This is a genomic window from Cognatundibacterium aquatile (assembly GCF_014699135.1).
Classification (GTDB): Bacteria; Pseudomonadota; Gammaproteobacteria; order Burkholderiales; family Burkholderiaceae_D; genus Undibacterium; species Undibacterium aquatile.
Window position 1 is genome coordinate 141,411 of sequence record NZ_JACOFT010000006.1, and the last position, 26,859, is coordinate 168,269.

The following is a 26,859-nucleotide window of genomic DNA, read 5'->3' on the forward strand; positions in this document are numbered from 1 at the left end:
ATGACGTGCGCATCAAATAAGTGCAGGTTGATTTATTTTGGTGCGATTGGGAATGCAGGCAGGAAGTTTTGTTATTGACTTGCGCGAAATGTCGTGTCCGGCTATCAAGACGCAGAGCAAATCATGCTGCTGGAAACATCAGGAGCATTTACGTAAAAGCCAGAAATCATGCGGATTTTCATGACATAAAATCGATAAGTAATATTGCAATACTCAATGTTAATATTGCATTTTCCTATATAAAAACCGTTAGAGATGAAAATGCCGAAAACTTACGAGCAATTCGAATACTGAATAAAAAACGCAGATTGATTTTGGCGTTGACTGCTTAGGAAACATCTGCTGAAGATAACACCGTAGAAGAAATGGACACAAAGCTTAGTGTTGTAGCTGGACGCTATACAGGTAAATCTATAAGGAAATAGCGTTTACTTTAATGTGAATATTATTGATAAAAATTTTATGAAATTTACAAATGAAAACATTGCATAAATTATTGTTATTTGTCTTGAGTTTGTTTGTTTTCAATGCGCAAGCGCAGAATTTGGACATGAAGTTTTGGAAGAAAAACGATAGCACTTTAATTGCGTTTGGAATGATCACCGAGCAAAGTTTAAACGCATTTAAAAAGGAAGATTTACAAAATATAAAAGAGTTGATCGTTACATCCAGTGGCGGTGAAGTACATGCTGCCGCAGAAATTGGATTGATTATATTTGAGCGCAATATCAAGGTTATCGTGAATGATTATTGTTTTTCCGCATGCGCAAATTGGATATTTCTTCCGGCGAAACAGAAGGCTCTCTTATCCAATGCCGTACTAGGATTTCACGCAGACATCACGTCACAATTTGACCTTGTCCGAACGGAGTTGCGTATTTCCCATGGTGATCCAGAAAAAAATCTTTTTCTGATAGGGGAAAAGTCAGCGAAATCACTATTCGCGAAAGCAGGCATATCTCCAACTATTTATCGTGAAATTGCGAGTAAAACATCTTTTGCGCCCCCGTCTATCATCATGTCGGTTAAAACCGAGCAAGGGCAGGTAGAGGAGTACGAACTAACGGGTAACGAAGAAAATGATTCAACCCTATATTCAAAATATGAAAAGGCAAAAGTTATTTCATACCGCTGGAAAGGGCGAATAGAAAACGCTTATTGGTTTCCGTCGAAAGCCGAACTTATGGCTTTCAATGTATCTGGAATTCAAGAATATTACTTTCCTGCGAATATTAAAGAGGTTGAAAATTTAGAAAAAAATTACGGAATTCATCTGGTCGAGGGGGGGAGTAAATAAAGAATGTTGAGATTGAATAACAGCCACAACTTTTTATTTACATGAAATGAAATCATTCACACTGAATTCAGCAAGCGCAGGCGACGATTAAGAGTCAGAGTTAGCAAAGCAGTAAGATTTATGATATGAAAGCAAACTCTAATCTGCTTTAGGGATGCCACATCCTCAATGCCCAACTCCTCCACCAGTATCATATCAGTGAGGTTACAATGAAAATTAAAGCGGAAGAGCGCGGTATCGCGATTGGCGGAATCGGTTTCTTTTGCTGCTTATTGGGATTTGGAGTTTCCCTAATAGGAGCCGATACTCTAGGAGTATGGATTATGTGGGCTTCTTGGGCTGTGATTATTTGGGGAATGCTGTTGCATTTTCGGATTATGAGTAAGAGGAAATAATTCTTGGAAAAGCCGAATAACACAACAGCCGCTTAACGGCAGCAAGGATTTTCGGTAGTCGAAGTTAAAACAGCGCAAAGCAGTTAAACAACGAGCTACTCAGGTATTCCAGATGCGCGGTATGCGTGCTGGTTGTCTGGCGACAACGGGGCGCAGGTGTTGCCAAACCAGTTGCATCCATGCGCGGGTGACTTCGCTGGAATTGCCTAAATAACGCGCCACCAACACTGACTTCATTTGCGTGACGCCGCACAAAGCCTGGGGTTCGCGCGCATCCAGTAAGGCGCGGCTTTCTTCGCGTAATTGCAGCAGTTGTGCGCTGCTGAGCATGGCGCCTGCCGCCAGCACCATGCCGCTGACGGAGCGACCAGCAAGCCCCAGCGGACTTTGCATGGATTCGCCATGGCCTTCCAGACAACCTTGCTCAAACCAGATCAGTTTGCCGTCACGATAGATGCGGCTGTGTTGCCAGATGCTGCCGCTGGCATAGGTTTCACCGGCAGCGGTGCGGCCAAAACACAGAATGTCGGACGCAATGACGGCGGCATTGCCGCTGAGGTAGATGTCCTGATGCAAGGATACGCAGGCATCATCAAAAAATATGGTTTCTTGCGGCAGCCATTCCATGACCGCGCCGTCAGCGACATGCAGCACCACAGATTGTTTTGAGGTATAGCCATTGCCGCGATACCATTTGGCGGCACCGGGCGTGGTGATCAGGGCGTGGGTTCCTGCGCCCAGCGTTGCGCTGATCTGCAATTCGTCACCGCCGACCACGCCACCGGGAGGATGAATAATGATCGCGTGGCAAATCTCTGCGCCTTCGGGATACAAAGGCTTTTGCACCCGCAGCGGGCCGCTGTGCTGACGCTCAATCAGGCGTGTGGTCTCTGCATCTTTGCTGAACCCCAGTTGCAAGCGTGCCTGCCAGTGGCTTTTCTCTGGGGCTGATGGTGCAGATACTGCAGCAGATTCGGAGATAGTTTCAGCGACAGGTGTCGTAACAATGATGGGCAAACTCATGCAGACTCACAACAAAAAACAAGAACCACACTATACCGCCAGATGGCGTTTGATATCGTCGCCATCCATTAAATCCTGTGTGCCGGACGCCACGACTTCGCCGCGTGACAAGACCACAAACTGATCGGCCAATTCACGTGCGAAATCAAAATACTGTTCGCACAGCAGAATGCCCATATCACCACGTTCACGTAAAAGCCGGATCACACGGCCGATGTCTTTGATAATCGATGGCTGTATGCCTTCGGTGGGTTCATCAAGAATAATCAGCTTGGGTTCGGCCAGCAAAGCACGGGCGATCGCGAGTTGCTGTTGCTGACCGCCAGACAGATCACCGCCGCGCCGATGCAGCATTTCCTTCAACACTGGGAATAATTCATACACTTCGCCTTTGATCGTCTTGGCGCGTTTCGCTGGCAGCGTTGCCATGCCCATCAAGAGATTATCTTCCACCGTCAAACGGGCAAATATCTCGCGCCCTTGCGGCACATAAGCGATACCGGCCTTCGCCCGCTCATGCGGCGCCAGCTTATTGATATTGCGCCCTTCAAACACCACTTCACCCTGCGACGCAGGCAGCACGCCCATCAGGCATTTGAGCAAGGTGGTTTTACCGACGCCGTTACGCCCCAGCAAGGTCAGGCATTCGCCTTTTTTCAGCGACAGGGAAATGCCGCGCAGCGTATGGCTGGAGCCGTAGTATTGATGCAGTTGATTAACTTCTAGCATGATTTTCCCGATTTAAACGGCGGCTGTAGGCTGCCTGACCTCATCTTATTTTCAGCGCCCCAGATAGACTTCGATCACACGTTCATCTGCCTGCACCTGCTGCATCGTGCCCTCTGCCAGTACGGCACCTTCGTGCAATACCGTGACCTTGCCCTGCTGCGCAATCTCAGTCACAAATCCCATGTCATGTTCCACCACCATGATCGAGTGTTTGCCGCGCAATTCATTGAGCAATTCGGCGGTGCGTGCGGTCTCGGCATCGGACATCCCTGCCACCGGCTCATCCAGCAGAATCAGTTGCGGCTCTTGTATCAGCAACATGCCGATTTCCAGCCATTGTTTCTGCCCATGCGACAGCAAACCAGCAAGCCGTTTTTCTTCACCCTGCAAACGTATCAGTTGCAGTATTGCCGCGATCTTGTCGCGCTGCTCGCTATTCAATCTGGCAAATAAAGTCGTCTTGACCCGTTTATCCATTTTCATGGCGAGTTCCAGATTCTCGAATACCGTGTGCTGCTCAAACACCGTGGGGCGCTGAAATTTACGACCGATACCGGCATGCGCAATTTCGACTTCATTCATCTTGCTCAGATCCATGGTCTGACCAAAAAATGCGGTGCCCGATGCAGGCCGGGTTTTGCCGGTAATCACATCCATCATGGTGGTTTTACCGGCACCGTTCGGGCCGATGATGCAGCGTAATTCACCGACAGAAATATCCAGCGTCAGATGATTGATCGCTTTAAAACCGTCAAACGAAACGACGATATCTTCCAGATACAGAATCGCACCATGCGTGGTATCGACACCTGCCTGCCGGACTCTGCCATAAGAAACACCCTGATCGCCGGTCGCCGATGCGTATTGCTGGCCGGGACGCAATACGCCGCTCATCACGCCGTTCATCAAGTAAGTCATGCGGACTCCCCACGTTTGCGCAATTTACCGGCTAAACCCAATATGCCTTGTTGCATGAATAGCGTCACCAGAATAAACAATAAGCCCAGTGCATATAACCAGAGATCGGGAAACGCCGCCGTAAACCAGCTCTTGAGCCCATTCACAGTGAACGCCCCGATAATCGGGCCAAGCAAGGTGCCGCGCCCGCCAACGGCGGCCCAGATCACCATCTCGATTGAATTTCCCGGCGACATTTCAGACGGATTGATAATGCCGACCTGCGGCACGTACAAAGCCCCGGCAATGCCGCACAACACCGCAGATAAGGTCCAGATAAACAGCTTGAACCATAAGGGGTCGTAGCCGATGAACATCAGGCGGGATTCGGAATCCCTGACCGCCTGCAACACACGCCCGAGTTTGGACTGCACGATCCAGCGGCATAAAAATAAGGCGGCCAGCAAAATCAATAAGGTCATCAGATACAGCACAGCTTTGGTGCCCGGCGCAGTGATGCTGAAACCGAGTATGCGTTTAAAGTCAGTAAAGCCGTTATTGCCGCCAAAGCCTGTGTTATTGCGAAAAAACAGCAGCATGAAGGCAAAGGTCATCGCTTGCGTGATGATGGAAAAATACACGCCTTTGATTCTGGAGCGGAAAGCGAAATAGCCAAAGATAAACGCCAGCACACCGGGCACCAGCACCACCAGCGCCATGCAATACCAGAAATGATCCGTCAGCGACCAGTACCACGGGTAAGTTTTCCAATCGAGGAACACCATGAAATCGGGCAAATCGCTTTGATACACACCGTCACGACCAATCGCACGCATCAGATACATGCCATGCGCGTAAGCACCGAGCGCAAAAAATACGCCGTGGCCCAGAGACAAAATACCGGTATAGCCCCATACCAGATCCAGCGCCATCGCCGCCAGCGCGTAACACATGAACTTGGCAACGATACCGATCACATACGACGACACATGCAAGGCATGGCCTTCAGGGAATACCAGATAACACAGCGGTAGCAGCGCTGCGATCAGTGCCAGTACGACGATGCCCGCCCATGCCGGACGTAAAAATAAATGGCGCATCAGTCGACACTCCTTCCCTTGAGTGCAAACAAGCCCTGCGGTCTGCGTTGAATAAAGATAATGATGAACACCAGAATCACAATTTTTGCCATCACCGCACCTGCCACTGGTTCCAGAAATTTATTCACTTCACCGAGGCCGAATGCCGCAATCACGGTACCCGCCAGCTGGCCGACACCGCCCAGCACCACCACCATAAATGAATCAACGATATAGCTCTGTCCCAAATCGGGGCCGACATTACCCAACTGAGACAAGGCAACGCCGCCCAGACCCGCGATACCCGAGCCCAGACCAAAGGTCAGCATATCGATCTTACCGGTCGCTACGCCGACACAATCGGCCATGCGGCGGTTTTGCGTCACGGCCCGCACAAATAAACCCATGCGTGTTTTATTCAGAATCAGCCAAACCGCAAACACCACGGTCAGAGAAAAGAAAATGATGATGATGCGGTTGTAAGACAGCACCAGCGAGCCCATCACCGTGACGCCGCCAGACATCCAGGCAGGATTGGCCACCTCGACGTTTTGCGCGCCGAACACCGAACGCACGCCCTGCATCAGCATCAGGCTGATACCCCAGGTACAAAGCAGAGTTTCCAAAGGGCGGCCATAGAGCCAGCGAATCACCGTGCGTTCCAGCACGATACCGACCATGCCCGATACCAGAAACGCCGCTGGCACGGCCAGCAATAAATACGCATCAATCGCTTCCGGGAAAAAATGCCGGAACAGTGACTGACAAACATAGGTCGTGTAGGCACCTATCATCAGCAATTCACCATGCGCCATATTGATGATGCCCATCAATCCGAACGTGATCGCCAGCCCCAGTGCTGCCAGCAACAACACGCTGCCGAGCGAGATGCCATAAAACAGATTACCGACAAATTCGGTGCGGGCTATGCGGTTGTCAATCGCATTCAGAGTTGCCACCGCTGCGACGCGTATGCTTTCGTCCGGCTCGGCATAACTACCATCCGGACGTTGGGTAATCATTTCCTGCAATGCAGGTTTCAGATTCGCATTCGCACTGGTGACGAGTGTTTTGACCGCCGCTTTACGAATGGCGGGATCTTCTGCATGCAGATTCACGGTCGCGATCAGCATTTGCAGCAATGCGCCGATTTCAGGATCTTTTTCTTTGACATACGCCTTGTTCAGTAAAGGCAGTTGTTCCGGCGTCGCTTCTTTTTGCAGCGCATGCGCCGCCGCAAGACGAACTGCGCGCTCCGGCGCAAACAGCTTCAGACCAGATAAGGCGCTGTCGACTGCAGCACGCAAGCGATTATTAATCGCAATGACATCAGCACCGTCAGGCAAAGCGACTTTTTTGCCATCGGCTAAGGCGATGAACTGCTCACCCTCAGGCAGAAAAACCTGATCGTCTTTGAAATATAGTTCTTCATTTTTAAGTGCAGTCAACACTTTCGCGGCTTCATCATTCGCCAGCGCGGCTATCGTATTCACGGCAGCGATACGTGCATCCGGATCATCACCCGCCAGCGCTTTAAGCTGACTCGCGTCGATCGCTGCATGCGCTGTTGCCGGTAGCAACACAGCGAACAAGACGCCGAACAAGATGCCACGTGATATGTCACGTAATCTGCCAAGTAAGATGACGGGCATAGTGACAAGCAGGCGTGCCAACGTTTTCTGGAATGTCATAGTTCTGCAGACGCATTCATTCGTGGAAATTTCTTGAAATTCTGTTGTAGGCGGAAACGGGAAAACGCCGCTTCCGCATTGGCAGACCAAAATTGGCAGCTCAAAGCCAGGCAATATTCCCCATACGCGCGAGCAACGACCTGGTCAGTCGGGAAAACACCAGGAAGTGCTCACGCAAGGAGAAAACTGCCGCGCTGCTTACAGCTTTTGCTTACCTTCATTGCCCTTGATATACGGGCTCCAAGGTTGCGCACGGATAGGCGCTTTGGTTTTGTAGACGACGCTGAACTGGCCGTCTGCTTTAATCTCACCGATCATGACGGGTTTATGCAGATGATGATTCGTCGCATCCATCGTCAGTTCAAAGCCGGATGGGGCTTTGAAGGTTTGCCCGCCCATCGCTGCGATCACTTTATCGGTATCGGTGGATTTAGCTTTTTCCACCGCTTGCTTCCACATATAAATGCCGACGTAGGTTGCTTCCATCGGGTCATTCGTCACCACGGTGGCAGCATTCGGTAATTTTTTCGCGACCGCATACGCCTTCCATTTTTTGATGAATTCCGCATTCGCCGGATTTTTGACGGACTCAAAGTAATTCCATGCGGCCAGATGGCCGACCAGTGGTTTGGTATCGACACCGCGCAATTCTTCTTCACCAACCGAGAACGCTACGACAGGCACATCGGTCGCTTTCAGACCGGCATTACCAAGCTCTTTGTAAAACGGCACGTTCGAATCGCCGTTGATGGTCGAGATCACTGCCGTTTTACCACCGGCAGAAAATTTCTTGATATTCGCAACGATGGTCTGGTAATCAGAGTGACCAAACGGTGTGTAGACTTCATCGATATCACTGTCTTTCACACCTTTGCTATGCAGGAAAGCGCGCAGAATTTTGTTGGTCGTGCGTGGATAAACATAATCCGTACCCAACAGCACGAAACGTTTTGCCGCGCCGCCCTCTTTCGACATCAGATATTCTGTCGCCGGTATCGCTTGCTGATTCGGTGCAGCGCCGGTGTAAAACACGTTTTTCTCCAGCTCTTCACCCTCATATTGCACAGGATAAAACAGCAGGCTGTTCAATTCTTTAAAGACCGGCAACACCGATTTGCGTGATACCGATGTCCAGCAACCAAACACCACCGACACTTTATCCTGCGACACTAACTGCCGTGCTTTTTCAGCAAACAAAGGCCAGTTGGATGCCGGATCAACGACAACGGCTTCCAGTTTTTTACCCATCACGCCGCCCTTGGCATTGATTTCATCAATCGTCATCAGCGCCACGTCTTTCAGCGATGTTTCGGAAATCGCCATCGTTCCTGAGAGGGAATGCAAAATGCCAACCTTGATCGTATCTGCTGCGAATGCCTGAGCCATCCAGCCCGATGTAGCGAGCGCCATTGCGCCTATTGCTGTTGCTTTCAAAACCGTACGACGTGTCATGATTTCTCCTGAAGGTGGTGGGTAACAAAGAAACTGCAAGCTTCACCAGCCTATGAGCAGATAGCGTGCCACGTTCGCAAAAAGCCTGAAAAATCTGCCAGCGCATCCTGAAATAGAGAGAATTTGGGGGAGTATATGCAGAAAACAGCCTTATCTCCTTATGAATATTGGGCTGTTTTACATACTGGGGGGAGTATATTTAGTGCTTGCGGAGGCGTTTTTTCGGCTTGGCGAGGCTCTGTCGCTGTGTGGGGTGCGCCAGCTTGAGATAATTTGCGGCGCGAATGCCCGCAATGTCTGAGTGCGGACGCCTTTGCGATTTCAGATCTGTGCGTGATTCGGGCAGACAGGCATCTGCCTGAACCAGAACGGGGCGAAAAGCATCTGAATCTGAAACGCGATGCGCTTTCTGTCTTTTTCGGTGCAGCCCTGCATTCGCATTGTGCGCAACGAATAAAAGCAGCGCGCAAAAAAATACGGAGACTGTCTGTTCAGTCTCCGTACCCTTGTTCTGGACGGTGGCCAACCCGCTATCTGCTGATCCGGCACACCTTGTTACCGTCATACATATCAGTTGCATGTACAGTAACTGAGATGAATCATACCAAGAAATTGTGTCATTGCCATGACATACATCAAAAGAATTGTGCTTGCCTGGCGCCGCACTGTTTTTATACCTTACCGCATTTACTTCGTACGGCCATAGGTGTCTTCAAAACGGACGATATCGTCTTCACCCAGATAACTGCCGGACTGCACTTCGATGATTTCCAGCGGTATCGCGCCCGGATTCGCCAGCCGGTGCACCTCACCGAGCGGAATATAAGTCGATTGATTTTCCGTCAGCAGCATGACTTTATCGCCGCAAGTGACTTCGGCCGTTCCTCTGACCACAACCCAGTGTTCCGCGCGGTGATGATGCTTTTGCAGGCTCAGGCTGGCACCGGGCTTAACCTGTATGCGTTTGACCTTGAAGCGTTCTTCTTCATCAATGCTGTCATACCAGCCCCAGGGACGATACACCTTGCGATGCAAAGTATGTTCCTGCCGCCCCTGCTGCGTTAATTGCGCCACAATCGCCTTCACATCCTGACTCTGGCGACGATCGGCCACCAGCACGGCATCCGGCGTTTCGACGACCACCAGATGATCAATGCCAACGGTGCTGACAAGGCGGCTGGACGAATAAATCAGGCTATTGCTGGAATTGGTCTGTATCACATCGCCATAGGTCACGTTCGCCTGCGCATCCTGTTTGCCGACCTGCCAGACTGCATCCCACGCGCCGAGATCGTTCCAACCGGCGGCCAGCGGAATCATGCGTATGTCAAAAGCTGACCGCGGGCATTTTTCCATCACGGCATAATCGATAGAATCTGCCGGAATCTTGGCAAAAGCAGCCGCGTTGGGACGGATGAATTGAGCATCACTGGTTTTTTCCGACCACGAGAGTCTGGCAGACTCCGCAATATCCGGCCGGAATTGCGCCAGCGCTTTGAGCCAGGTGCTTGCTCTGAGCACAAACATGCCGCTGTTCCAAAGGTATTCGCCGCTGTCCAGATATTGCTGCGCGGTCGCGGCATCGGGCTTTTCGGCAAACTGCGCGACGGCAGATTCGCCAAACGATGCTGCCGACCCGGTTCTGCGGATATAGCCGTAGCCAGTTTCCGGGCGATCAGGCGTAATGCCTAAAATAATGATCGCGCCATCGCTGGCGGCACGCACGCTCTGCTGCAATGCGCTGGTGAACGCGGCGTCATCCTGTATGGTCTGATCTGCTGGCGTCACTACCAAGACTGGATCATCGCCTTTGGCGGTAGCTTCGAGAGCCGCCAGCGTCAATGCCGGTGCGGTATTTTTTCCGGTGGGTTCCAGTAACAGACTGGCCGCAACGGATTTCATTTCACGTAACTGGTCGAGCGCCAGAAAACGGTGCTCTTCATTGGTCACGATCAGTGTAGGACTGACCTGAATATCGCTGTCTGCAATCGCATTCACGCGTTGCACAGCCTGCTGAAACAGGCTGGTGGTGCCGGATAACACCAGAAACTGTTTAGGAAAACCAGCGCGTGACAAAGGCCACAGGCGGGTGCCTGAGCCACCACATAAAATTACCGGAACAATTTTGGTCATTGATAATTCCCGCCTGCATTACATAAAAAATAGCGTTGTTATGCTGTTTTACTCAGCAGATTCCAGCAACTGTTCGCTGGTTCTGCCGAAACGGCGCTCGCGCTTCTGGAACGACGCTATCGCTTCGTCCAGCGATTTGCCATCAAAATCCGGCCAGTAGGTATCGGTAAAGAAAAATTCGGAATAAGCCATTTGCCACAGCAGGAAATTCGATATGCGCGCCTCGCCACCGGTGCGTATCAGCATATCTGGCGGCGGCGCGTAGGCCATAGCCAATTTTGATGACAGCATTTCTTCGGTAATGCTGTCCTGATCCAGTCCTTCACGAATCAAGGCATTACAGGCATTGACGATATCCCAGCGACCACCGTAATTAGCGCAGATCGTCAGCGTCAGCCCGGTATTGGCGGCGGTTTTTTCTTCCGCATTGCGGATCAGCTCTTTGAGTTCGGTGTCAAACTTGCTCAGATCACCAATGATTTTCAGACGGATATTGTTCTGGCACATATTGTTAATCTCAAGTACCAGCACTTTCCGGAACAACTTCATGAGCAGAGAGACTTCCTCCGGTGGACGACGCCAGTTTTCTGAGCTGAACGCAAACAAAGTCAGATAGCGCACGCCGCGATTACAACACGCTTCCACCACTTTATTGACGGCATTCACCCCTTTGGTATGACCGGCAAAACGGGGCAACAATCGTTGCTTCGCCCATCTGCCGTTACCATCCATAATGATTGCGATATGTTCGGGGATGTTTCCTGATTCAGCCTTGGCGGGCTTACTTAAGTCTTTACTCATACAATTTACATTCTTTATTTAACACGTCTATCCAAGATAACAACCTCCAAGAATGTCACAACGTTGATACGAGCACATCAATTTCGAAGGTATCAGTCATCAGTCCACGCTCCGGGCGACTTATCTGGTACGCGGGGGATTATAAAAGACTTCGCCGGAAACCAAAGGATTAATCTGCAATTCAACTCTGAATTTATTTTCAATTAAACAATATTTAACTCTTCTTGCAAGCCACTCGCCCGCAGCGTCAGGCGTCCGATTGCATGGCTCAGTACTGTGGATGCGGGCGTCAATAAGCTGAAATTCTGCTTTGCCCGGGTAATACCGGTATAAATCAACTCGCGGGTAATCACCGGTGACGCTTCGGCCGGTAATACCATCACCGTATGCTGAAATTCAGATCCTTGCGATTTATGCACGGTCATCGCGAACGCGGTTTCAACATGGCGCAAACGTGAGGTCAGCACGTGGCGCAATTTATCGCCATCCAGAAAATAAACTCTTTGTACCTTGTCTTTGCTGAAGTCAGGCAAGGTCATACCGATGTCGCCGTTAAAAACACCGGTACCGTAATCGTTACGCGTAATCATCACCGGACGCCCGCTATACCATTCATTACGGCTGTTGATGTGTCCCAGTTGATGCAGGTGTCGCTCGATGGCCTGATTCAAACCACTGACGCCCCAATCGCCTTCCCGGACGGCGCACAGAATACGGAATGATTCGAATGCTTTCAGAACAGCAATCACCCATAGATGAAACTGCGCTTCGTCACTGCCCTGCGGCCTTTGCGCCAACAATTGCAGATAAGTGGAATAACCGCCTTCTGCACCAGCCCTGCCATGCAAGGCCATTTGCAATAGCGTTTTTTGCTGGGCAGATTCGGCCCAGAAAAGGACTTGCTCATCCGCACGGCGCAAACAATCAATCGCAAGGTCTGTCTGCCCGCTGTTCACAGCCAGTGCCAGCGCGCCGATGGCACCGCTGAACCTACGGCTTTTTCTAAGCATCACGGTCTGCTGTGCTATCACGCTGCCATCGGCAATGAACTCTGCCGGAATCTCTTTGCCGCAGGCAGTCGCAATATAGCGCGCCGTGGCAGGCGAGTAATTTCCGGATTCGGCGCGATCGCACAGATCACCCAGCACCGCCCCCGCCTCGACTGATGCCAACTGATCTTTATCACCCAGCAAAATCAACATGGTGGAATCTGGCAGCGCCGCTAACAGTGAAGCCATCATTTCCAGATGCACCATCGATGCCTCATCCACGATCAGCACGTCAATATCGAGCAAATTCCCGGCATGATGCCGAAATGCCCGCGTATCCGGGCGAGCGCCCAGCAAACTATGCAGCGTACGCGCAGCACCTATTCTGTTGGTCAATTCCGCCAGCGGTAACGCCGGACCGATTTTTTCTGCGAGTTCAGACAAAGCATGATCAATTGCCTGCTTCAGGCGCGCTGCGGCTTTACCGGTCGGTGCGGCCAGTGCGATACGCAAACGTTCAGGATGTGCGGACAAGGCAAACAACAACGCCAGCAGCCGTGCCACGGTGTAGGTTTTCCCCGTCCCCGGCCCGCCAGTAATGACAGAAAAATGGCTGCGGACAGCAATCGCACAAGCGGTCTTTTGCCAATCTATCTCGTCGGAAGCGTTGAACAAGATATCCAGCCAGCGCGACACTGCTGCCACATCGACAGGCATCAAGGCAGATGCGCGTTGTCTGACGGCAGAGGCAATCGCCATTTCATGTCGCCAGTAACGACGCAGATACAGGCTGGCTCTGTGTAACACCAGCGGTTGCTGTTGGTCGTTCTGATTTTCTATGTCAGCGGCATAAATTTGTGCGGAACCACCGAGTACATGCAACCAACCTTCAACGTCGGCAGGCAATTCCATATCAGCGATCAGCGTTTCCCACAGCGACACATCCCATCCCAACAAAGCACAAGGATCAGTCACCAAGGCTTCGAGTTTGATACAACTATGACCAAGCGCTTCAAGTTCACATAACAAGCCAACGATCAGCATCTGCCGCTGATCCTGCATGCCAAGGCTGTGCATGAAGCGCACAAAGGCGACAGACAAAAGGCGGACATGACCACGCTCTGCATATTGTTTGAGCCGTTCCAGCACTGGCGGTGTCGCTACCATCATGATGGGATTTCCTTTGTGTCAGCAAATTTACCACCGTCAGATTTACCAGCAGCAGACATATCGCCTGCCGCCGAATCATCGTCGCGCATCAGCTGATCGAGTCTATCCAGAAATTCCGGGGCTGCCTCAAGCAAGTAACAGCCGTGCGTCTCTTCGTTGGCAACGCCGCGCATAAAGAAAAAAATCGCACCGCCAAGATGGATGTCAGGGTCGTAAGCCTCACCGATACGCAACTGCAACAAGCGGTGTAAGGCCAGCATATAGATCGCTCCCTGCACATCATATCGATGCGCCGCCATGGCAGAGGCGAGACCCGCTTTGTGATAACTCTGATCGTCAACACCAACGACATTCGACTTGTAATCCAGCACCCAGTACTTTCCTTCATATTCAAACACCAGATCGGCAAAGCCCATCAGCAAACCATGCAACTCGCGCTCACCCAAGGCATCGCGCGGTGTGCCGTCCAGAAAAAATTCCTGACATAAGCAATCAATTTTCTGCGCATTCACCCGCTCACACGGAAACCAGAATTCCATCTCGGGCAAAAACGTCGATAGCCCGATCAGGCTGACATTCGCTGGCAATAAGGGAGTCGTGACGATGCGCCTTAGCCAGACGATGATATCGTCCAGATGATTATCCCAGCCTGCGCGCTGACAACGGGAAGTCAGTCTGGTATCAAAGCTGTCGGACTCTATGAAATCAAAACCCTCGCCCGCCATCCATTCGAGCTGCTCATGTAAAAATTGTCCCGGCATCGCACCACGCGGAAAACGATGCCAGGCGCTGTTGCCCGATGCCGATACAGGTGCGGTGTCATCGTCTTCCAGCAGCTTGCTGTCCTGCACCCGGGTCATATTGCCGGTGGCCGTCATACCGCGTGTCAGCGAGGTAAAACTACCAACCGCCCAGTCGCGTTCAAATTCCTGCGTGTATTCAGGAATATCCACCAGACTTTGCTGTGCCTCATGACGCGTGTAGAAACTCACACCGGGTAAATCTTTTACATTCAGTACAGCGATGTCATCGCAACTGTCGCTCATGTCATGCAGAGCATCGTTCAGCGCAGCCGCCTTGAGTGTCGTTTCCCCCGCCAGCAGATAGCCAAACGCAGACTCGTGTATTTTGTCCTGATTCGAGGAAACACCCAGCCACAGCGCATGCACGGCGCGGGTGACAGCTACATAAAACAGGCGGATGTCTTCTTCTTTTCTGGCGCGGTTCACCGCATCCAGCGCTGCCTGCGACAAAGCAAAATCAATTTTCCGCTCACCGGATTCATCGACGTAATCAAAGAAACTGCGGTTCATCCGTGTCGTCACCCGGGTCGACACGGCAAATGGCAGATAGACCAACGGATATTGCAAGCCTTTGGATTTATGTATCGTAATCACCTTGACCAGTTTTGCATCGCTCTCCAGTCGCAAGATGTGTTCGTCGCTGTGCTGACTATCGTCCGCCATTTGCTCTGCCAGCCAGCGAACCAGCGATTGTTCGCCATCCAGTTGCATGCTGGCCGTTTCGAGTAATTCAGCCAGATGCAGAATATTGGTTAAACTTCGTTCGCCGCCGACTTCGCTGAGTAATTTTGCCGGTAATTCCAGCATGTGAATAAAACGCCGGATCGCCGCGAGTACGCCCTGACGTTGCCAGACAGAGTGTAGTTCTTTTAATTGCCCGGTACAGGTTTCCCACGCCTCATCGTCGGACGCCAGCGTGACCAGTTGCGCGATACTGAGTTTCGCTGTTTTGGTGGCAAACGCAGCGCGACCGATAGTATCATCCAGCGGATTGGCGAATGCATGCAGCCAGCGCAAGACATCTCTGGCCTCGTCGCTATTGAGTACCGAGTCTTTATCTGACAAATACACGCTGGCGACATTTCTCTTTTGCAGCGCGCTGCGGATCGCTTCGGCTTCAAATTTATCCCGCACCAGAATCGCGATATCCGCCGCCTGCAATCGCTGAAATCGCTGCGATCCCTGCGCGTTCTGAAAACCGGTTTGCGAGCTATTCAATTGCGTCACAATATGCTCGGCACAGTGTTCCGCAAAAAAATAAAGGTACTCGTCTTTTTTCATGTCCGGATTCGCCGACGCCCACAGGTTCAGCGCTTTGACTTCACCATCGGCATTGACGAATTTTTCTGCCCGGCCATGTGCGGCGACCGCTTCAAACGGCATAGGATCAACTGCGGCACGCCGGAACCGGAAAGCACCCGCGGCAAACGCTGCGTCTTCATTTGTTTCCGCGTGCAGAAACACATGATTCACCGCATGCACCAGCGCATGGGTGGAACGGAAGTTGGTGCCCAGCAGATAATGCCGGCCCGTGGTCGCTACGCGGGCAGCCAGATAACTTTGTATATCAGCACCGCGAAAACCGTAAATCGATTGTTTAGGATCACCGATCAGGAACAAGCCCTGCGTCGCCGCGTTCTCGTTAATGCGATAAATCGCGTCAAAAATCGCATACTGATCTGGCGATGTATCCTGAAATTCATCGACCATCGCCACCGGATATTGCTGACGGATACGCAGATTCAGTGCAGCCGCATTCGGTCCGCTGACTGCTGCACGCAAGCGTTGCAACATATCGTTAAAACCAAACTGGCGACTGCTACGCTTGAGCAAATCCGCACGGGCAACGATGACAGAAACGGCATGCCGATACAGCGCATGTTTCATCGGTTCGATCTCCCGCAGCTTTGCAGCGAGCGGTGCTATGTCGTTAAATACGGCGGGAATATCCGGCTCATATCCTTTATTGCATGCGCTCAGTAAGGCATCCGGTGTCAGCTTTTCTGCTGCAGTTTCAAAGCCGTCCGGCCATAGCTGCGAGGGTGTCTGTGCCCAGACTTTGAGACCTGCCAGCCACTTATCCAACGAGGCGGGTTTTAATTTGGTCGCACTGAATTGTTTCGGTGACGCCTCTCTTTGCGCGGCAAACCATTGCATCATCTGATCGGCTTTCTCTGCCCAACCAGCCTTCAAATTAACCAGAATTTTTTCCTGTTCCGCCAATGTCTGCGCAATAAAAACGGATAAAGGCTGCGTGATACGCGCACCGAGCAAACCGGCAAACGGCACCAGCTTCAGCACCGCTGCCGAAAGTGCAGGTGCATCATTCCAGAACGAGGTCACCAGCGAAAATCCATTGCTATCGAGCGGATACACCTGCTGCCGCCAGTAATCCAGCGCGGCATTTTCGAGTAAGGAAGACTCGCTGGCGATCAGCTCTTCATCGAACAGACAAGCACTATCAAACGCATGCTCTTTGAGCATACGCTGACACCATGCATCGATCGTAAAAATCGCCGCTTCATCCATAGCCTGCGCCGCCATACTGAGTCGATACGCCGCCTGTTGTTGCAATTCCTGCGTAGGATAAGCCTGTATCAATTCGCTGATGAAATGATCATTCGCGGGCACCTCACCAGACCTGAAGTAGCCAGCAGCTTCCGTCAGTCGCTGCCGTATGCGATCCGACAATTCTCTGGTTGCGGCGCGCGTGAACGTCATCACCAGAATTTCTGAGGGATGCAAAGCGCGTTGAAACGCATGCTCGCCACGGTGCCCCAGCACCAGACGCAAATACAATGCGGCGATGGTCCAGGTTTTTCCGGTTCCAGCGCTCGCCTCAATCAGGCGACTGCCATGTAAAGGAAAGCTTAATGGATGCAGTAGATAGCTCATTCTGATTCTCCCGTCTCTGTCGTCGCACTCAGAGGCGTTACCTGAATCTCACGCGCCCATTGAAATAAAGGCTCATACAATGTTCTGGCGACGCTTTCCCAATCAGACTCGGCGCTTAATGCAGAAAAATCAGACCACATCCGCGCCAGATAAGGACTCTCAACTTCGCCGCTCATGTTATAGCCACCATCATAGGTTTGTTGTGGGTTATCGCCAGCAATCAGCGCCAGCGCGGTCTTACAGGCGACCGGTAAAATGCCATCAAGACCCGCGCGCCATAATGCAATCAGCGTTTCCAGTGTTGCTGTCGCGGCAGCCTGCGCCAAAGGCGGCATGCACAGGCTGGCATCGCGTGCGACCAGATAAAAAGTCACAGGATAATTCAGGCTGGCGGCGACTAATTGCCTGATCCAGATATCAATCACTTTATCTGCACGTAATTCGCCCTTGGTATTGCATACTTTGCTGGCGATCTGCATGATGGAAACGGTTTGCTGATCATCAGTACGCAGGTTTTCCAGCCAATCCGAGATACTGATATTCTGATAGCGAAACTGCACCGGCAACTTCGCCGCTGGATCGGGGAATAATTCACATAATGTCAGCCACGCCGTTTGCACCGGCATCATTTCAGCCACCAGCAGACGCTGCCATTTCTGCCCCATAAAGCCTACCGGCAACAGCCCCTCACGTGAAAGCTGCGCCGCTTTTTCGGTCAGTTTTGTTTCAAGCTCAGCGATATTGCCCGGTACATCACCGCTATTGATCAGCCTGTCATTCAAAAAATATTCTTGCAAAGCATCGAGATTAAAAGGTTCCTCGGTGCCGGTCATTTGCTCTTCATCAGCAAATTGCACTCCTAAGCGCTGTTGAAAAAAATGGGCGACGGGCTGACGGACGAAGCGACTCAATTCTCTGAGTTTCAGACTCAGATCGGCATCATCTCCCATGACAGGAATAATGTGATCTACGACAAGCGGTTGCGCTTGCGGCTGCGTGTGTGGCTGTGTTTGCAGCGGCGTTTGCAAATACGCTGCCCCCCATTCCCGTGCATACGTCAGCGGCCGGTCCGGCCCTGCAAAAAAATACGCGCGGCTGAACGCCTGCATAGGATATTCATGGGTGTGCTCTTGCAAATCAATATCCCAGCCCGCATTCAGATAATCACGCAACTGCGATACCAACACCGATGGCGGCTGCTCAGAATTGTCGCGGATATTTTTCCCCACCCAGCTGATATACAGCCTGGATCGTGCAGCCAGAATCGCCTCCAACATCAGATACCTGTCATCGTCACGCCGCGAACGGTCACCGGGTCTCGCCATGCCTTGCAGGGCCAGCAAATCAAAATCAACCTGACTCGTTCTGCGCGGGAAATCACCTTCATTCATGCCCAACAGACAGACCAGTTGAAACGGCATTGAGCGCATGGGCATGAAGGTACAGAAAGTCACACCACCAGAAATAAAGCGATGATTCAGCGTTGCCTCGTCTATCGATGCCAGCCATGGTTCGCGGAAAACCGCCAGCGGAATCGCTTCGTCAAAATGCGCCTGCTCACATGCATTCAGATACTTGTCGAGTGACTCATGCAGTCGAGCGAGCAACACCCTGTCGTTCTCGCCGGATACGGCAAAAAAATCAGTCAGCAATTGCCGCGCCTGCTCGGCCCAGACCAGCGGTGTCTGCGGTAATGCAAGTCTGTTTTGCCATGCAATCAGCGCTTCGACAAATTCGGCAAGACAGCCCGCCAGTGCAGATGACAGCCCGCCAACTTCAGCGTATGGCTCTATGTCGTGATAGTGCTGCTGAGCGCCATTCGCATAACCAAGCAACATACGGCGAATGCCAAATATCCAGGAATTCTGCTCACCAGTCGCGCCCAGCCCCAAGCCGTCCCTATGCTGTTGATTTAAGCCCCAACGGATTCCGGCACCATTAATCCAGGTCTTCAGTACCGGTAAATCTTCTTCATCCAAACCAAAGCGAGCTGCAATCGCGGGAACTTCCAGCAAATCCACAACTTCATTCTGCTGACAGCGCTGCTGCGGCAAGCGTAATAACCAGTCGAGTGCCACCATCACCGGATTCGTTTTACGGTCAGAGACGTCACCGATCTCATACGGAATATAACGTTGATCCGTCCTTTTATATTGGCCGAACACGGCGCGTATTGACGGTGTGAACTGTGCAATATCCGGCACCATAACCACCACATCACGCGGACGAATTGTATTGCCCGCTTCTGCAAAAATCCCTAACAGGCGATCATGCAGAATCTCAACTTCCCTCTGAACACTATGCGCCAGATGAAACTCAATCGAGGCATCCGTCGCTGCAACTGGCGAACGGGGATGTTCCGCTAACGGCAGCAAATCGCGTATCGCCGCCTGCACTTGCGTCAGCAAAGAGTGTCCTGCATCTTCTGAAAATAAATCAATTTTTAAACCGGCAAAACCTGTGCGCGCCAATTCAGCCTGATCAAACTCATCGAGCATGCGGACAAAGTCGCGCCCCAGACGCCCCCAGCCAGCCAGCAAAGGATGCGCGTGTGCATGTAATTCTTCAATCGGGATCAGGGATAAATCAGTTTGATTTCGCAATTGTTGCCGCTTGAACTGCGCCTTGAACAACTCGCGCCCCTCAATAATATCGCCCCAGAAATACTGACAGGGATTGGGCACGGCGAGTATGACTTGCGTATGATGGGCCAACGCAGATAATGCTTCCAGTGTCTGCCGCGGCAACGCAGAGACGCCGAATAAAACGACCCGGCGCGGCAATGGTGTGGCTGGCGCAACACCGCCGGAGGCCGCATCGACAAAGCGCCGGTGCACATTCACGCGTCCCAGCAAACGCTCAGCCTCAGGTAAATCAGCCAGAATCGCTCGCCATAGTTTGGCCTGCCAGCGCTGATCTGCCGGCAATGGTACGAGCTCGCCGTTCGCGCGACGCAACTGATCCAACCCCATACTCCAGTCCTGTAACCAGTCAGTCCGATACACCTGATATAAATCGATCAGATCTGCCAATCTGGACACCAGTTGATAGCGCCGTTCGGCATCGCCATCGGCCAGAAAATGCTTTAACGGAGAAAAATCATTGTCTTGTAACAGCGCCGGAATCAGGCGCATCAGCCGCCAGGTCAGGGGCATTTTATCGAGTGACGAAGTTGACGGTATCTCCGCTTTACCGAGCATGGAACGATAGATCGTCCACAAGAAACGACCGGGCAGTTCGATACGATTCGCCGCGCTGATATCGAAATTCTCTGCCAGCGAAATTTTGAGCCACTCAGCCACACCATTTGACTGCACCAGGAAAATGTCTTTTTCCAGCGGCGACAAGGGGTTGCGTCGTATCCACTCAAATACGGCCGCACTCAACTGCTCCAACTGATTACTGTGCAAAATAATCAGCCCTGGCTTGATCACTGAAGGCATAAAAATAGGCGAGAACTGTTATGAGATAGCAGAAACAGGAATGTCCGGCTCAACTGTCTGCTGTTTAAAACTGAACCTATGCAAGCGTACCGGCACAGACGAAACTGTGCCGGTATTTTTACATAAGTCACTCAGGGAGATATTAAAATTTTACTGTTGGTGCGTATGTTCGGCAGAGAACGGAATCTCAGCAATACCATGCCGCAGATGGTCAGAACAAAGACGTTAATGGAATTGCCTTAACGCGGATTCACAAATAACCTGATCTGCCATAGGCATATCATTTCACGCGCTGCTTACTGAGCTTACGTGCCAGGGTACGCCTGTGCATACCCAGACGTCGCGCTGCTTCGGAGATATTGAACTCGGATTCCACCAGCACTTCGTGTATGCGTTCCCACTCCAGCGTTTTAATTGAGGTCGGACGATTCGTCAGCTCCAGATCAGTGACACCGGCGACATGGCCGAAAGCGGCTTCGATATCATCGGTATTCGATGGCTTCGCTAAATACTGACATGCGCCCAGTTTCACGGCTTCCACCGCAGTCGCAATGCTGGCAAAGCCGGTCAGCACCACAATCTGCATGGACGGCACTTGCTGATGCAACATCTGTACACAGGCAAGCCCGGAAGCATTGCCGTTTAATTTCAGGTCAACCACCGCAAACTGCGGAGAATGTGACTTGAGTATTTCTTCTGCCGCTTCCAGACTTTCTGCATGCAATACGGTATAAGCACGTCGCTCAAACGAACGACACAGGGTACGCGCGAATGCAGTATCGTCCTCGACAATCAGCAACAGACGACTTTCTGACATATTCAAACCTTTTTTATAGCATTAACGCTGACAGTGGCAGCTCTATTTTGACAACGGCACCACCATCCTGCCGGTTACGGGCAATCACAGAGCCGCCTAATTTACGAACAACATTCACCACAAAGTAAATACCCAGACCACTGCCCGGACGCCCTTTGGTCGATTGATAAGCTTGCCCCAGATTTTCCAGTATCGATGGTAAAAAACCCGGCCCTGTATCGGTCACAACGATGACCAGCACATCTGCGTCTCTCGATACTGTCAGGGCAAGCCATGCAGGTGAAGCTTCAAGCGCATTATCTAACACATTGCATATCATCTGCTTGAGAGCAGAATCAAACACGACAGGAACATCCTGCTGAATCTGATTTTCAAAGATGAATGTCTGTACCGGACGCGTCGTACGAAAGTCCTCGACCAGTTGTTTGAGAAAGGTATTGATCGTCGTTTTGACAGAAGATTCGCCACGCGCTTCTCCGGCGGACAATAAAATACTGCTGAGTGTCGTTTTACAGCGTTGCAACTGCCTTTGCATTTCACTCAGGTCTTCGATTAAATCAGGATTATTGCTGAATTCCGGCATCCTCCTCCAGTCGCCCAGAATGACGGACATCGTTGCTAAAGGTGTACCCAGTTCATGCGCCGCGCCAGATGCCAGCAAGCCCATTTTCACTATGTGTTCTTCTTCGGTGGATCTCTGGCGGGCATCTGCCAACTGGACATCACGCACTTTTAAATTGCCGCTGATGCGCGTCAGAAAAAACACCAGCAAGCCAGCGTTCAGTAAAAAACAAATGATCATGCCATCGATATATAGCTCTGGCATGCCGCCGTTGTTATCAGAGGGCAAAAGTAAGGGGTGAGAAAATTTCGACAATCCGAGCAGGCAAAGACCACTGATCGCCACGATCAACCAGGTTGACCATACTTCCAGCAAAACGGCGCTGAGTATGACCTGCAACAGATATAAAAAAATGAAGGGATTGGAGGTACCACCGCTCAGATACAGCTGCGCCGTCAGAATAGCGACATCGACCAGCAGTGCAAAAAATAATGCCCGGTTGGATACTTTCGTTTCCTCGTGCCAGCGCAGATGACTGGCAATATTGAAAGCAATTAACACCGCCAGCACAAACGCCATCGACAATACCGGCAAACGTATGCCGAATCCGCCGACAACCAGCGCGATCGTCGCAATCTGACCAAACACGGCCAGCCACCGCAGATGAATCAGTTGCAACATATTTTTGTGGCCAGCTGAACTCTCGTATTCTTCGGCGATGCTGGCTACGATATCCCGGTAATTTTCAGTCTTGCCGAACATCCTGATGTCTCCCATTTTCACTATGACGCTGCATCTTATTCAGACGCCGGCGGTCTTCGCGGATAACCAGATAATATCCGCCCGCCACCATCAAAGCGAGAGCATACCAAGTAAGTGCATAGACCAAGTGATTGTTATGAAATGAGATAACGGTTAAACCGGCAACCGGTGCCTGATGTTCACTTGCCATCAGGGATTTGTAGCCAGCATCCGGCTGACTGTCGGTAGCATCAGCATCAATAAAATAAGGAGCAATCGGCGACAAGTTATGTTTTTTACCGATAGCAACAACGTCACGCGAATACCAGCGGTCAGCCGCCGCATCGTTTTTACGTAAGAATCCACCGTCGGGCTCACTCATACGCAATAATCCTGTGATACTCACGGTCTGCCGCTGTTCCTGATGTGTTGCGGCTTTCGCTTTATCCATAGCGGGAACAAATCCCCGATTCAGCAGCACAACACTACCATCTGTCTGACGCAACGGCGTCAGCATCCAGTAGCCGCTACCGAGCACGGTGGATGCCTGCACATAACTGGTCTGCTCAGACAATAACAGCCCACTGACCTGCACATGTCGGTATTCGTCGTTCGCGGCATTCACTCCCGACCAAAGCTGTTGATCAGGAGCGGCTATTGCAGTTGCATGCACCCGTTGCCCAACGCGGGCGATCAGATCGAGTTTCCATTGCAAGCGATAGATCTGCCATGTACCGAGAAAAGCAAAGCACAAAAAAAATACCCCCGCGCACATCGCAAGAGCATGTCTTACGAATAATGAACGGGGGATATCTGTTGCTGCAACCGGGGACTGCGCCCCGGCATTCAGATCACTCATGGCATATTGCGCATGTTGTGCATTTCATTTGGATTTTCAGTATGTTTCAGTGATTCAGGTGTTGTTTCATGCTGCATGCCTGGCATCATATTGTTATTCAGATGATACATGACCCACAGTGAGCCACTCATCAGAATCACCACCACCATGCCGGTAAACACCAGTGCCAGCATGTTCCAGCCACCTTCCGAACGTGCATTCATGTGCAGGAAATACACCATGTGCACCACCACCTGCACCGCAGCCAGTGCCAGCAAGACAAAACCTGTCGTGCCGGAATTGCTGAAGACTTTGCCCATTACCAGCCAGAATGGAATGACAGTCAGAATGACTGCCAGCACAAAACCGATGACATAGGTTTTCATGCTGCCATGATCTGCGTGATCGTCATGAGCGTGATGTCCATGATGACCGTGGTCCGCATCATGTGTTGTATGTTCGTGATGTGCACTCATGGCAAAACTCCCATCAGGTAGACAAAGGTAAATACACCGATCCAGATCACATCCAGGAAATGCCAGAACATGGACAGGCACATCAGGCGACGATTGTTTTCAGTCGTCAAACCATGACGTTTTAATTGGAACAGCAAAGTGACCAGCCAGACGATACCAAAAGTTACGTGCAGACCGTGCGTTGCCACCAGAGCAAAAAACGAAGTCAAAAAGCCACTGCGTTGAGGACCCGCACCTTCATGAATCAGATGGATGAACTCATATAATTCCAGGCCGATAAAACAAGCACCCAGCAGGCCAGTGACCACCAGCCAGATCAGCGTGTTGTTCAGACGTTTTTTCTGCGCTTCCAGCATCGCAAAACCATAGGTAATCGATGACAGCAACAGTAAAGACGTGTTAATTGCCACCAAGGACAGATCAAACAATTCGGCACCGGTCGGGCCGCCTGCGTAGTTACGACCAAGTACGGCATACGCGGCAAACAAACACGCAAAAATCAGGCAATCGCTCATCAGATACAGCCAGAAGCCAAGCAGTGTGCCGTTTTCCGGATGATGTTCGAGAACGAAATAGCGCGAACCAGAAGCCTGGCTCATCGCATCATGAGTAGAAATAGATTTATCAGACATGGCTAGCTAACAAACGTGTGCGTTCATTTTCGGTACGGACAACTTCGTCCGCAGGAATGTAGTAATCGCGGTTGTAATTAAAAGTATGGATGATGATGGCGACCATCATGACGATAAAACCCAGACCTGCCAGCAGCCACATTTGCCAGATCAGCGCAAAGCCACAAGCCGCGCTGAGACCAGCGATGATGATGCCAGCAGCCGTATTTTTCGGCATGTGAATAGCCAGGAATCCGGAAGTCGGGCGAACATAGTTATTCGCTTTCATATCAACCCAGGCATCGTTGTCATGGATGCGAGGTGTGAATGCGAAATTGTATGCAGGTGGCGGAGACGATGTTGCCCACTCCAGAGTACGGCCACCCCATGGATCACCAGTCACATCGCGCAGTTGCGCACGACGCAGATAACTGACCACCAGTTGAATAACGAAACAGGCAATACCGATCGCGATCAGAACCGCACCAACGGCAGCGATCTGGAACCAGATCTGCAATGACGGATCTTCAAAATGGCTCAGACGACGTGTCACACCCATCAGACCTAATACATACAATGGCATGAACGCGAAGTAGAAACCGATAGTCCAGAACCAGAATGAGCATTTACCCCAGAAACTGTCGAGCTTATAGCCGAATGCTTTAGGGAACCAGTAGTTAATCGCCGCAAACACGCCGAACACGACGCCACCGATAATCACATTATGGAAGTGAGCAATCAGGAACAGACTGTTGTGCAGAACAAAGTCAGCAGGTGGAACTGCCAGCAATACTCCTGTCATACCACCGATCACAAATGTCACCATGAAACCCATGGTCCATAACATCGGCACTTCAAAACGGATACGTCCGCGATACATCGTAAACAACCAGTTAAACATCTTCGCACCGGTTGGAATCGAGATAATCATCGTGGTGATACCGAAGAACGAGTTGACACTCGCACCGGAACCCATCGTGAAGAAGTGGTGCAACCAGACCAGATAAGACAAGATCGTGATCACGACCGTTGCGTACACCATCGATGTGTAGCCAAACAGACGCTTGGAACAGAAAGTCGAGACGATTTCGGAATACACACCGAAGCAAGGCAGAATCAGGATGTAAACTTCAGGATGACCCCAGATCCAGATCAGATTCACGTACATCATGGAATTGCCGCCCATGTCGTTCGTGAAGAAATTGGTACCGAAAACACGATCCAGCGACAACATTGCCAACACCGCAGTCAACACCGGGAAGGCAGCAACGATCAGCACGTTAGTGCACAACGCAGTCCAGGTGAACACAGGCATCTTCATCATCGTCATGCCAGGAGCACGCATCTTGACGATAGTCACAATCAGGTTCACACCGGAGAGCAAGGTGCCGACACCGGCAATCTGTAACGACCAGATGTAGTAATCCACCCCGACATCCGGACTACCTAAAATACCCGACAGCGGCGGATAAGCAAGCCAGCCGGTACGCGCAAACTCACCGACGAATAAGGATGCCATCACCAGCAATGCACCGAAAGTTGTCATCCAGAAGCTGAAGTTATTCAGGAAAGGAAAAGCAACGTCACGGGCACCGATTTGCAGCGGTACAACGTAGTTCATCAACCCGGTAACGAAAGGCATCGCCACGAAGAAAATCATGATCACGCCATGCGCGGTGAACACCTGATCATAGTGGTGCGGTGGCAAAAAGCCAGCCGAGTCACCGAATGCCATCGCCTGCTGGGCACGCATCATCAGCGCATCAGCAAAACCACGCAACAGCATGATCAGACCGAGGATCATGTACATGATACCGATACGCTTATGATCAATACTTGTCAGCCATTCACGCCACAAGGTTCCCCAGACGCGGAAGTAAGTCAATGCGCCCAGCAATGCCAGGCCACCGAAAGCGACACCAGCGAAGGTAGCAAGAAGAATCGGCTCATGCAAAGGAATCGCTTCCCAGCTGAGACGGCCGAATATCAGCTTAGTCAAATCAATTTGGTCTAACAT

19 protein-coding genes are annotated in these 26,859 nt (G+C 51.2%); 2 read left to right on the forward strand and 17 right to left on the reverse strand.

What is annotated here, in order from left to right; genetic code table 11:
* The first annotated feature begins 475 nt into the window (after window positions 1–475).
* Both H8K26_RS15645 and H8K26_RS15650 read left to right on the forward strand, forming a co-directional pair.
* A complete protein-coding gene (locus H8K26_RS15645; protein ID WP_190480779.1) occupies window positions 476–1,297 on the forward strand; it encodes a hypothetical protein in 822 nt (273 codons plus the stop codon).
* Between the two features lie 209 nt (window positions 1,298–1,506).
* Window positions 1,507–1,692, forward strand: coding sequence for a hypothetical protein (locus H8K26_RS15650; protein WP_190480780.1), 186 nt, complete (start codon window positions 1,507–1,509; stop codon window positions 1,690–1,692).
* Between the two features lie 99 nt (window positions 1,693–1,791).
* On the opposite strand, the gene H8K26_RS15655 is transcribed toward H8K26_RS15650, so the two are convergent.
* From H8K26_RS15655 to cyoB, 17 genes are all read right to left on the reverse strand, one after another.
* Window positions 1,792–2,715 carry an urease accessory protein UreD gene (locus tag H8K26_RS15655; RefSeq protein WP_190480781.1) on the reverse strand — a complete coding sequence of 308 codons (924 nt, stop codon included), beginning with the start codon at window positions 2,713–2,715 and terminating at the stop codon, window positions 1,792–1,794.
* Window positions 2,716–2,745: 30 nt separating this feature from the next.
* The gene (gene urtE / locus H8K26_RS15660) at window positions 2,746–3,444 is read right to left on the reverse strand and encodes an urea ABC transporter ATP-binding subunit UrtE (RefSeq protein ID WP_190480782.1); all 699 of its coding nucleotides are present in this window, start codon (window positions 3,442–3,444) and stop codon (window positions 2,746–2,748) included.
* A gap of 51 nt (window positions 3,445–3,495) precedes the next feature.
* On the reverse strand, window positions 3,496–4,338 hold the full coding sequence (gene urtD, locus H8K26_RS15665; RefSeq protein ID WP_223827071.1) for an urea ABC transporter ATP-binding protein UrtD: 843 nt from the start codon (window positions 4,336–4,338) through the stop codon (window positions 3,496–3,498).
* Between the two features lie 20 nt (window positions 4,339–4,358).
* Window positions 4,359–5,441 carry an urea ABC transporter permease subunit UrtC gene (gene urtC, locus H8K26_RS15670; protein WP_190480784.1) on the reverse strand — a complete coding sequence of 361 codons (1,083 nt, stop codon included), beginning with the start codon at window positions 5,439–5,441 and terminating at the stop codon, window positions 4,359–4,361.
* Window positions 5,441–7,072 carry an urea ABC transporter permease subunit UrtB gene (gene urtB, locus H8K26_RS15675; protein ID WP_190480915.1) on the reverse strand — a complete coding sequence of 544 codons (1,632 nt, stop codon included), beginning with the start codon at window positions 7,070–7,072 and terminating at the stop codon, window positions 5,441–5,443. Before urtB ends, urtC begins: the two co-directional genes overlap by 1 nt.
* Window positions 7,073–7,309: 237 nt before the next feature.
* Window positions 7,310–8,563, reverse strand: a complete 1,254-nt coding sequence (gene urtA, locus H8K26_RS15680) for an urea ABC transporter substrate-binding protein (protein ID WP_190480785.1) — start codon at window positions 8,561–8,563, stop codon at window positions 7,310–7,312.
* A gap of 687 nt (window positions 8,564–9,250) precedes the next feature.
* Window positions 9,251–10,696: a mannose-1-phosphate guanylyltransferase/mannose-6-phosphate isomerase gene (locus H8K26_RS15685; RefSeq protein ID WP_190480786.1), complete on the reverse strand. Its 1,446-nt coding sequence runs from the start codon at window positions 10,694–10,696 to the stop codon at window positions 9,251–9,253.
* Window positions 10,697–10,744: 48 nt separating this feature from the next.
* Window positions 10,745–11,497: an isoprenyl transferase gene (locus H8K26_RS15690; protein WP_190480787.1), complete on the reverse strand. Its 753-nt coding sequence runs from the start codon at window positions 11,495–11,497 to the stop codon at window positions 10,745–10,747.
* Window positions 11,498–11,700: 203 nt separating this feature from the next.
* Window positions 11,701–13,656 (reverse strand): exodeoxyribonuclease V subunit alpha, encoded by a 1,956-nt coding sequence (gene recD, locus H8K26_RS15695; protein ID WP_190480788.1) that lies wholly within the window; start codon window positions 13,654–13,656, stop codon window positions 11,701–11,703.
* On the reverse strand, window positions 13,653–17,354 hold the full coding sequence (recB, locus tag H8K26_RS15700) for an exodeoxyribonuclease V subunit beta (RefSeq protein ID WP_190480789.1): 3,702 nt from the start codon (window positions 17,352–17,354) through the stop codon (window positions 13,653–13,655). Before recB ends, recD begins: the two co-directional genes overlap by 4 nt.
* The gene (gene recC, locus H8K26_RS15705) at window positions 17,351–20,797 is read right to left on the reverse strand and encodes an exodeoxyribonuclease V subunit gamma (protein ID WP_190480790.1); all 3,447 of its coding nucleotides are present in this window, start codon (window positions 20,795–20,797) and stop codon (window positions 17,351–17,353) included. Before recC ends, recB begins: the two co-directional genes overlap by 4 nt.
* Window positions 20,798–21,077: 280 nt before the next feature.
* Window positions 21,078–21,614 carry a response regulator transcription factor gene (locus H8K26_RS15710; RefSeq protein WP_186898185.1) on the reverse strand — a complete coding sequence of 179 codons (537 nt, stop codon included), beginning with the start codon at window positions 21,612–21,614 and terminating at the stop codon, window positions 21,078–21,080.
* Window positions 21,615–21,627: 13 nt separating this feature from the next.
* Complete coding sequence (locus H8K26_RS15715; protein WP_190480791.1) at window positions 21,628–22,938, reverse strand: ATP-binding protein; 1,311 nt, start codon at window positions 22,936–22,938, stop codon at window positions 21,628–21,630.
* Complete coding sequence (locus H8K26_RS15720) at window positions 22,922–23,776, reverse strand: SURF1 family protein (protein ID WP_190480792.1); 855 nt, start codon at window positions 23,774–23,776, stop codon at window positions 22,922–22,924. Before H8K26_RS15720 ends, H8K26_RS15715 begins: the two co-directional genes overlap by 17 nt.
* Window positions 23,773–24,231: a cytochrome o ubiquinol oxidase subunit IV gene (gene cyoD, locus H8K26_RS15725; protein ID WP_190480793.1), complete on the reverse strand. Its 459-nt coding sequence runs from the start codon at window positions 24,229–24,231 to the stop codon at window positions 23,773–23,775. Before cyoD ends, H8K26_RS15720 begins: the two co-directional genes overlap by 4 nt.
* On the reverse strand, window positions 24,228–24,863 hold the full coding sequence (gene cyoC, locus H8K26_RS15730; protein WP_190480794.1) for a cytochrome o ubiquinol oxidase subunit III: 636 nt from the start codon (window positions 24,861–24,863) through the stop codon (window positions 24,228–24,230). Before cyoC ends, cyoD begins: the two co-directional genes overlap by 4 nt.
* Complete coding sequence (cyoB, locus tag H8K26_RS15735; RefSeq protein WP_190480795.1) at window positions 24,856–26,859, reverse strand: cytochrome o ubiquinol oxidase subunit I; 2,004 nt, start codon at window positions 26,857–26,859, stop codon at window positions 24,856–24,858. The genes cyoC and cyoB overlap by 8 nt, the downstream gene beginning before the upstream one ends.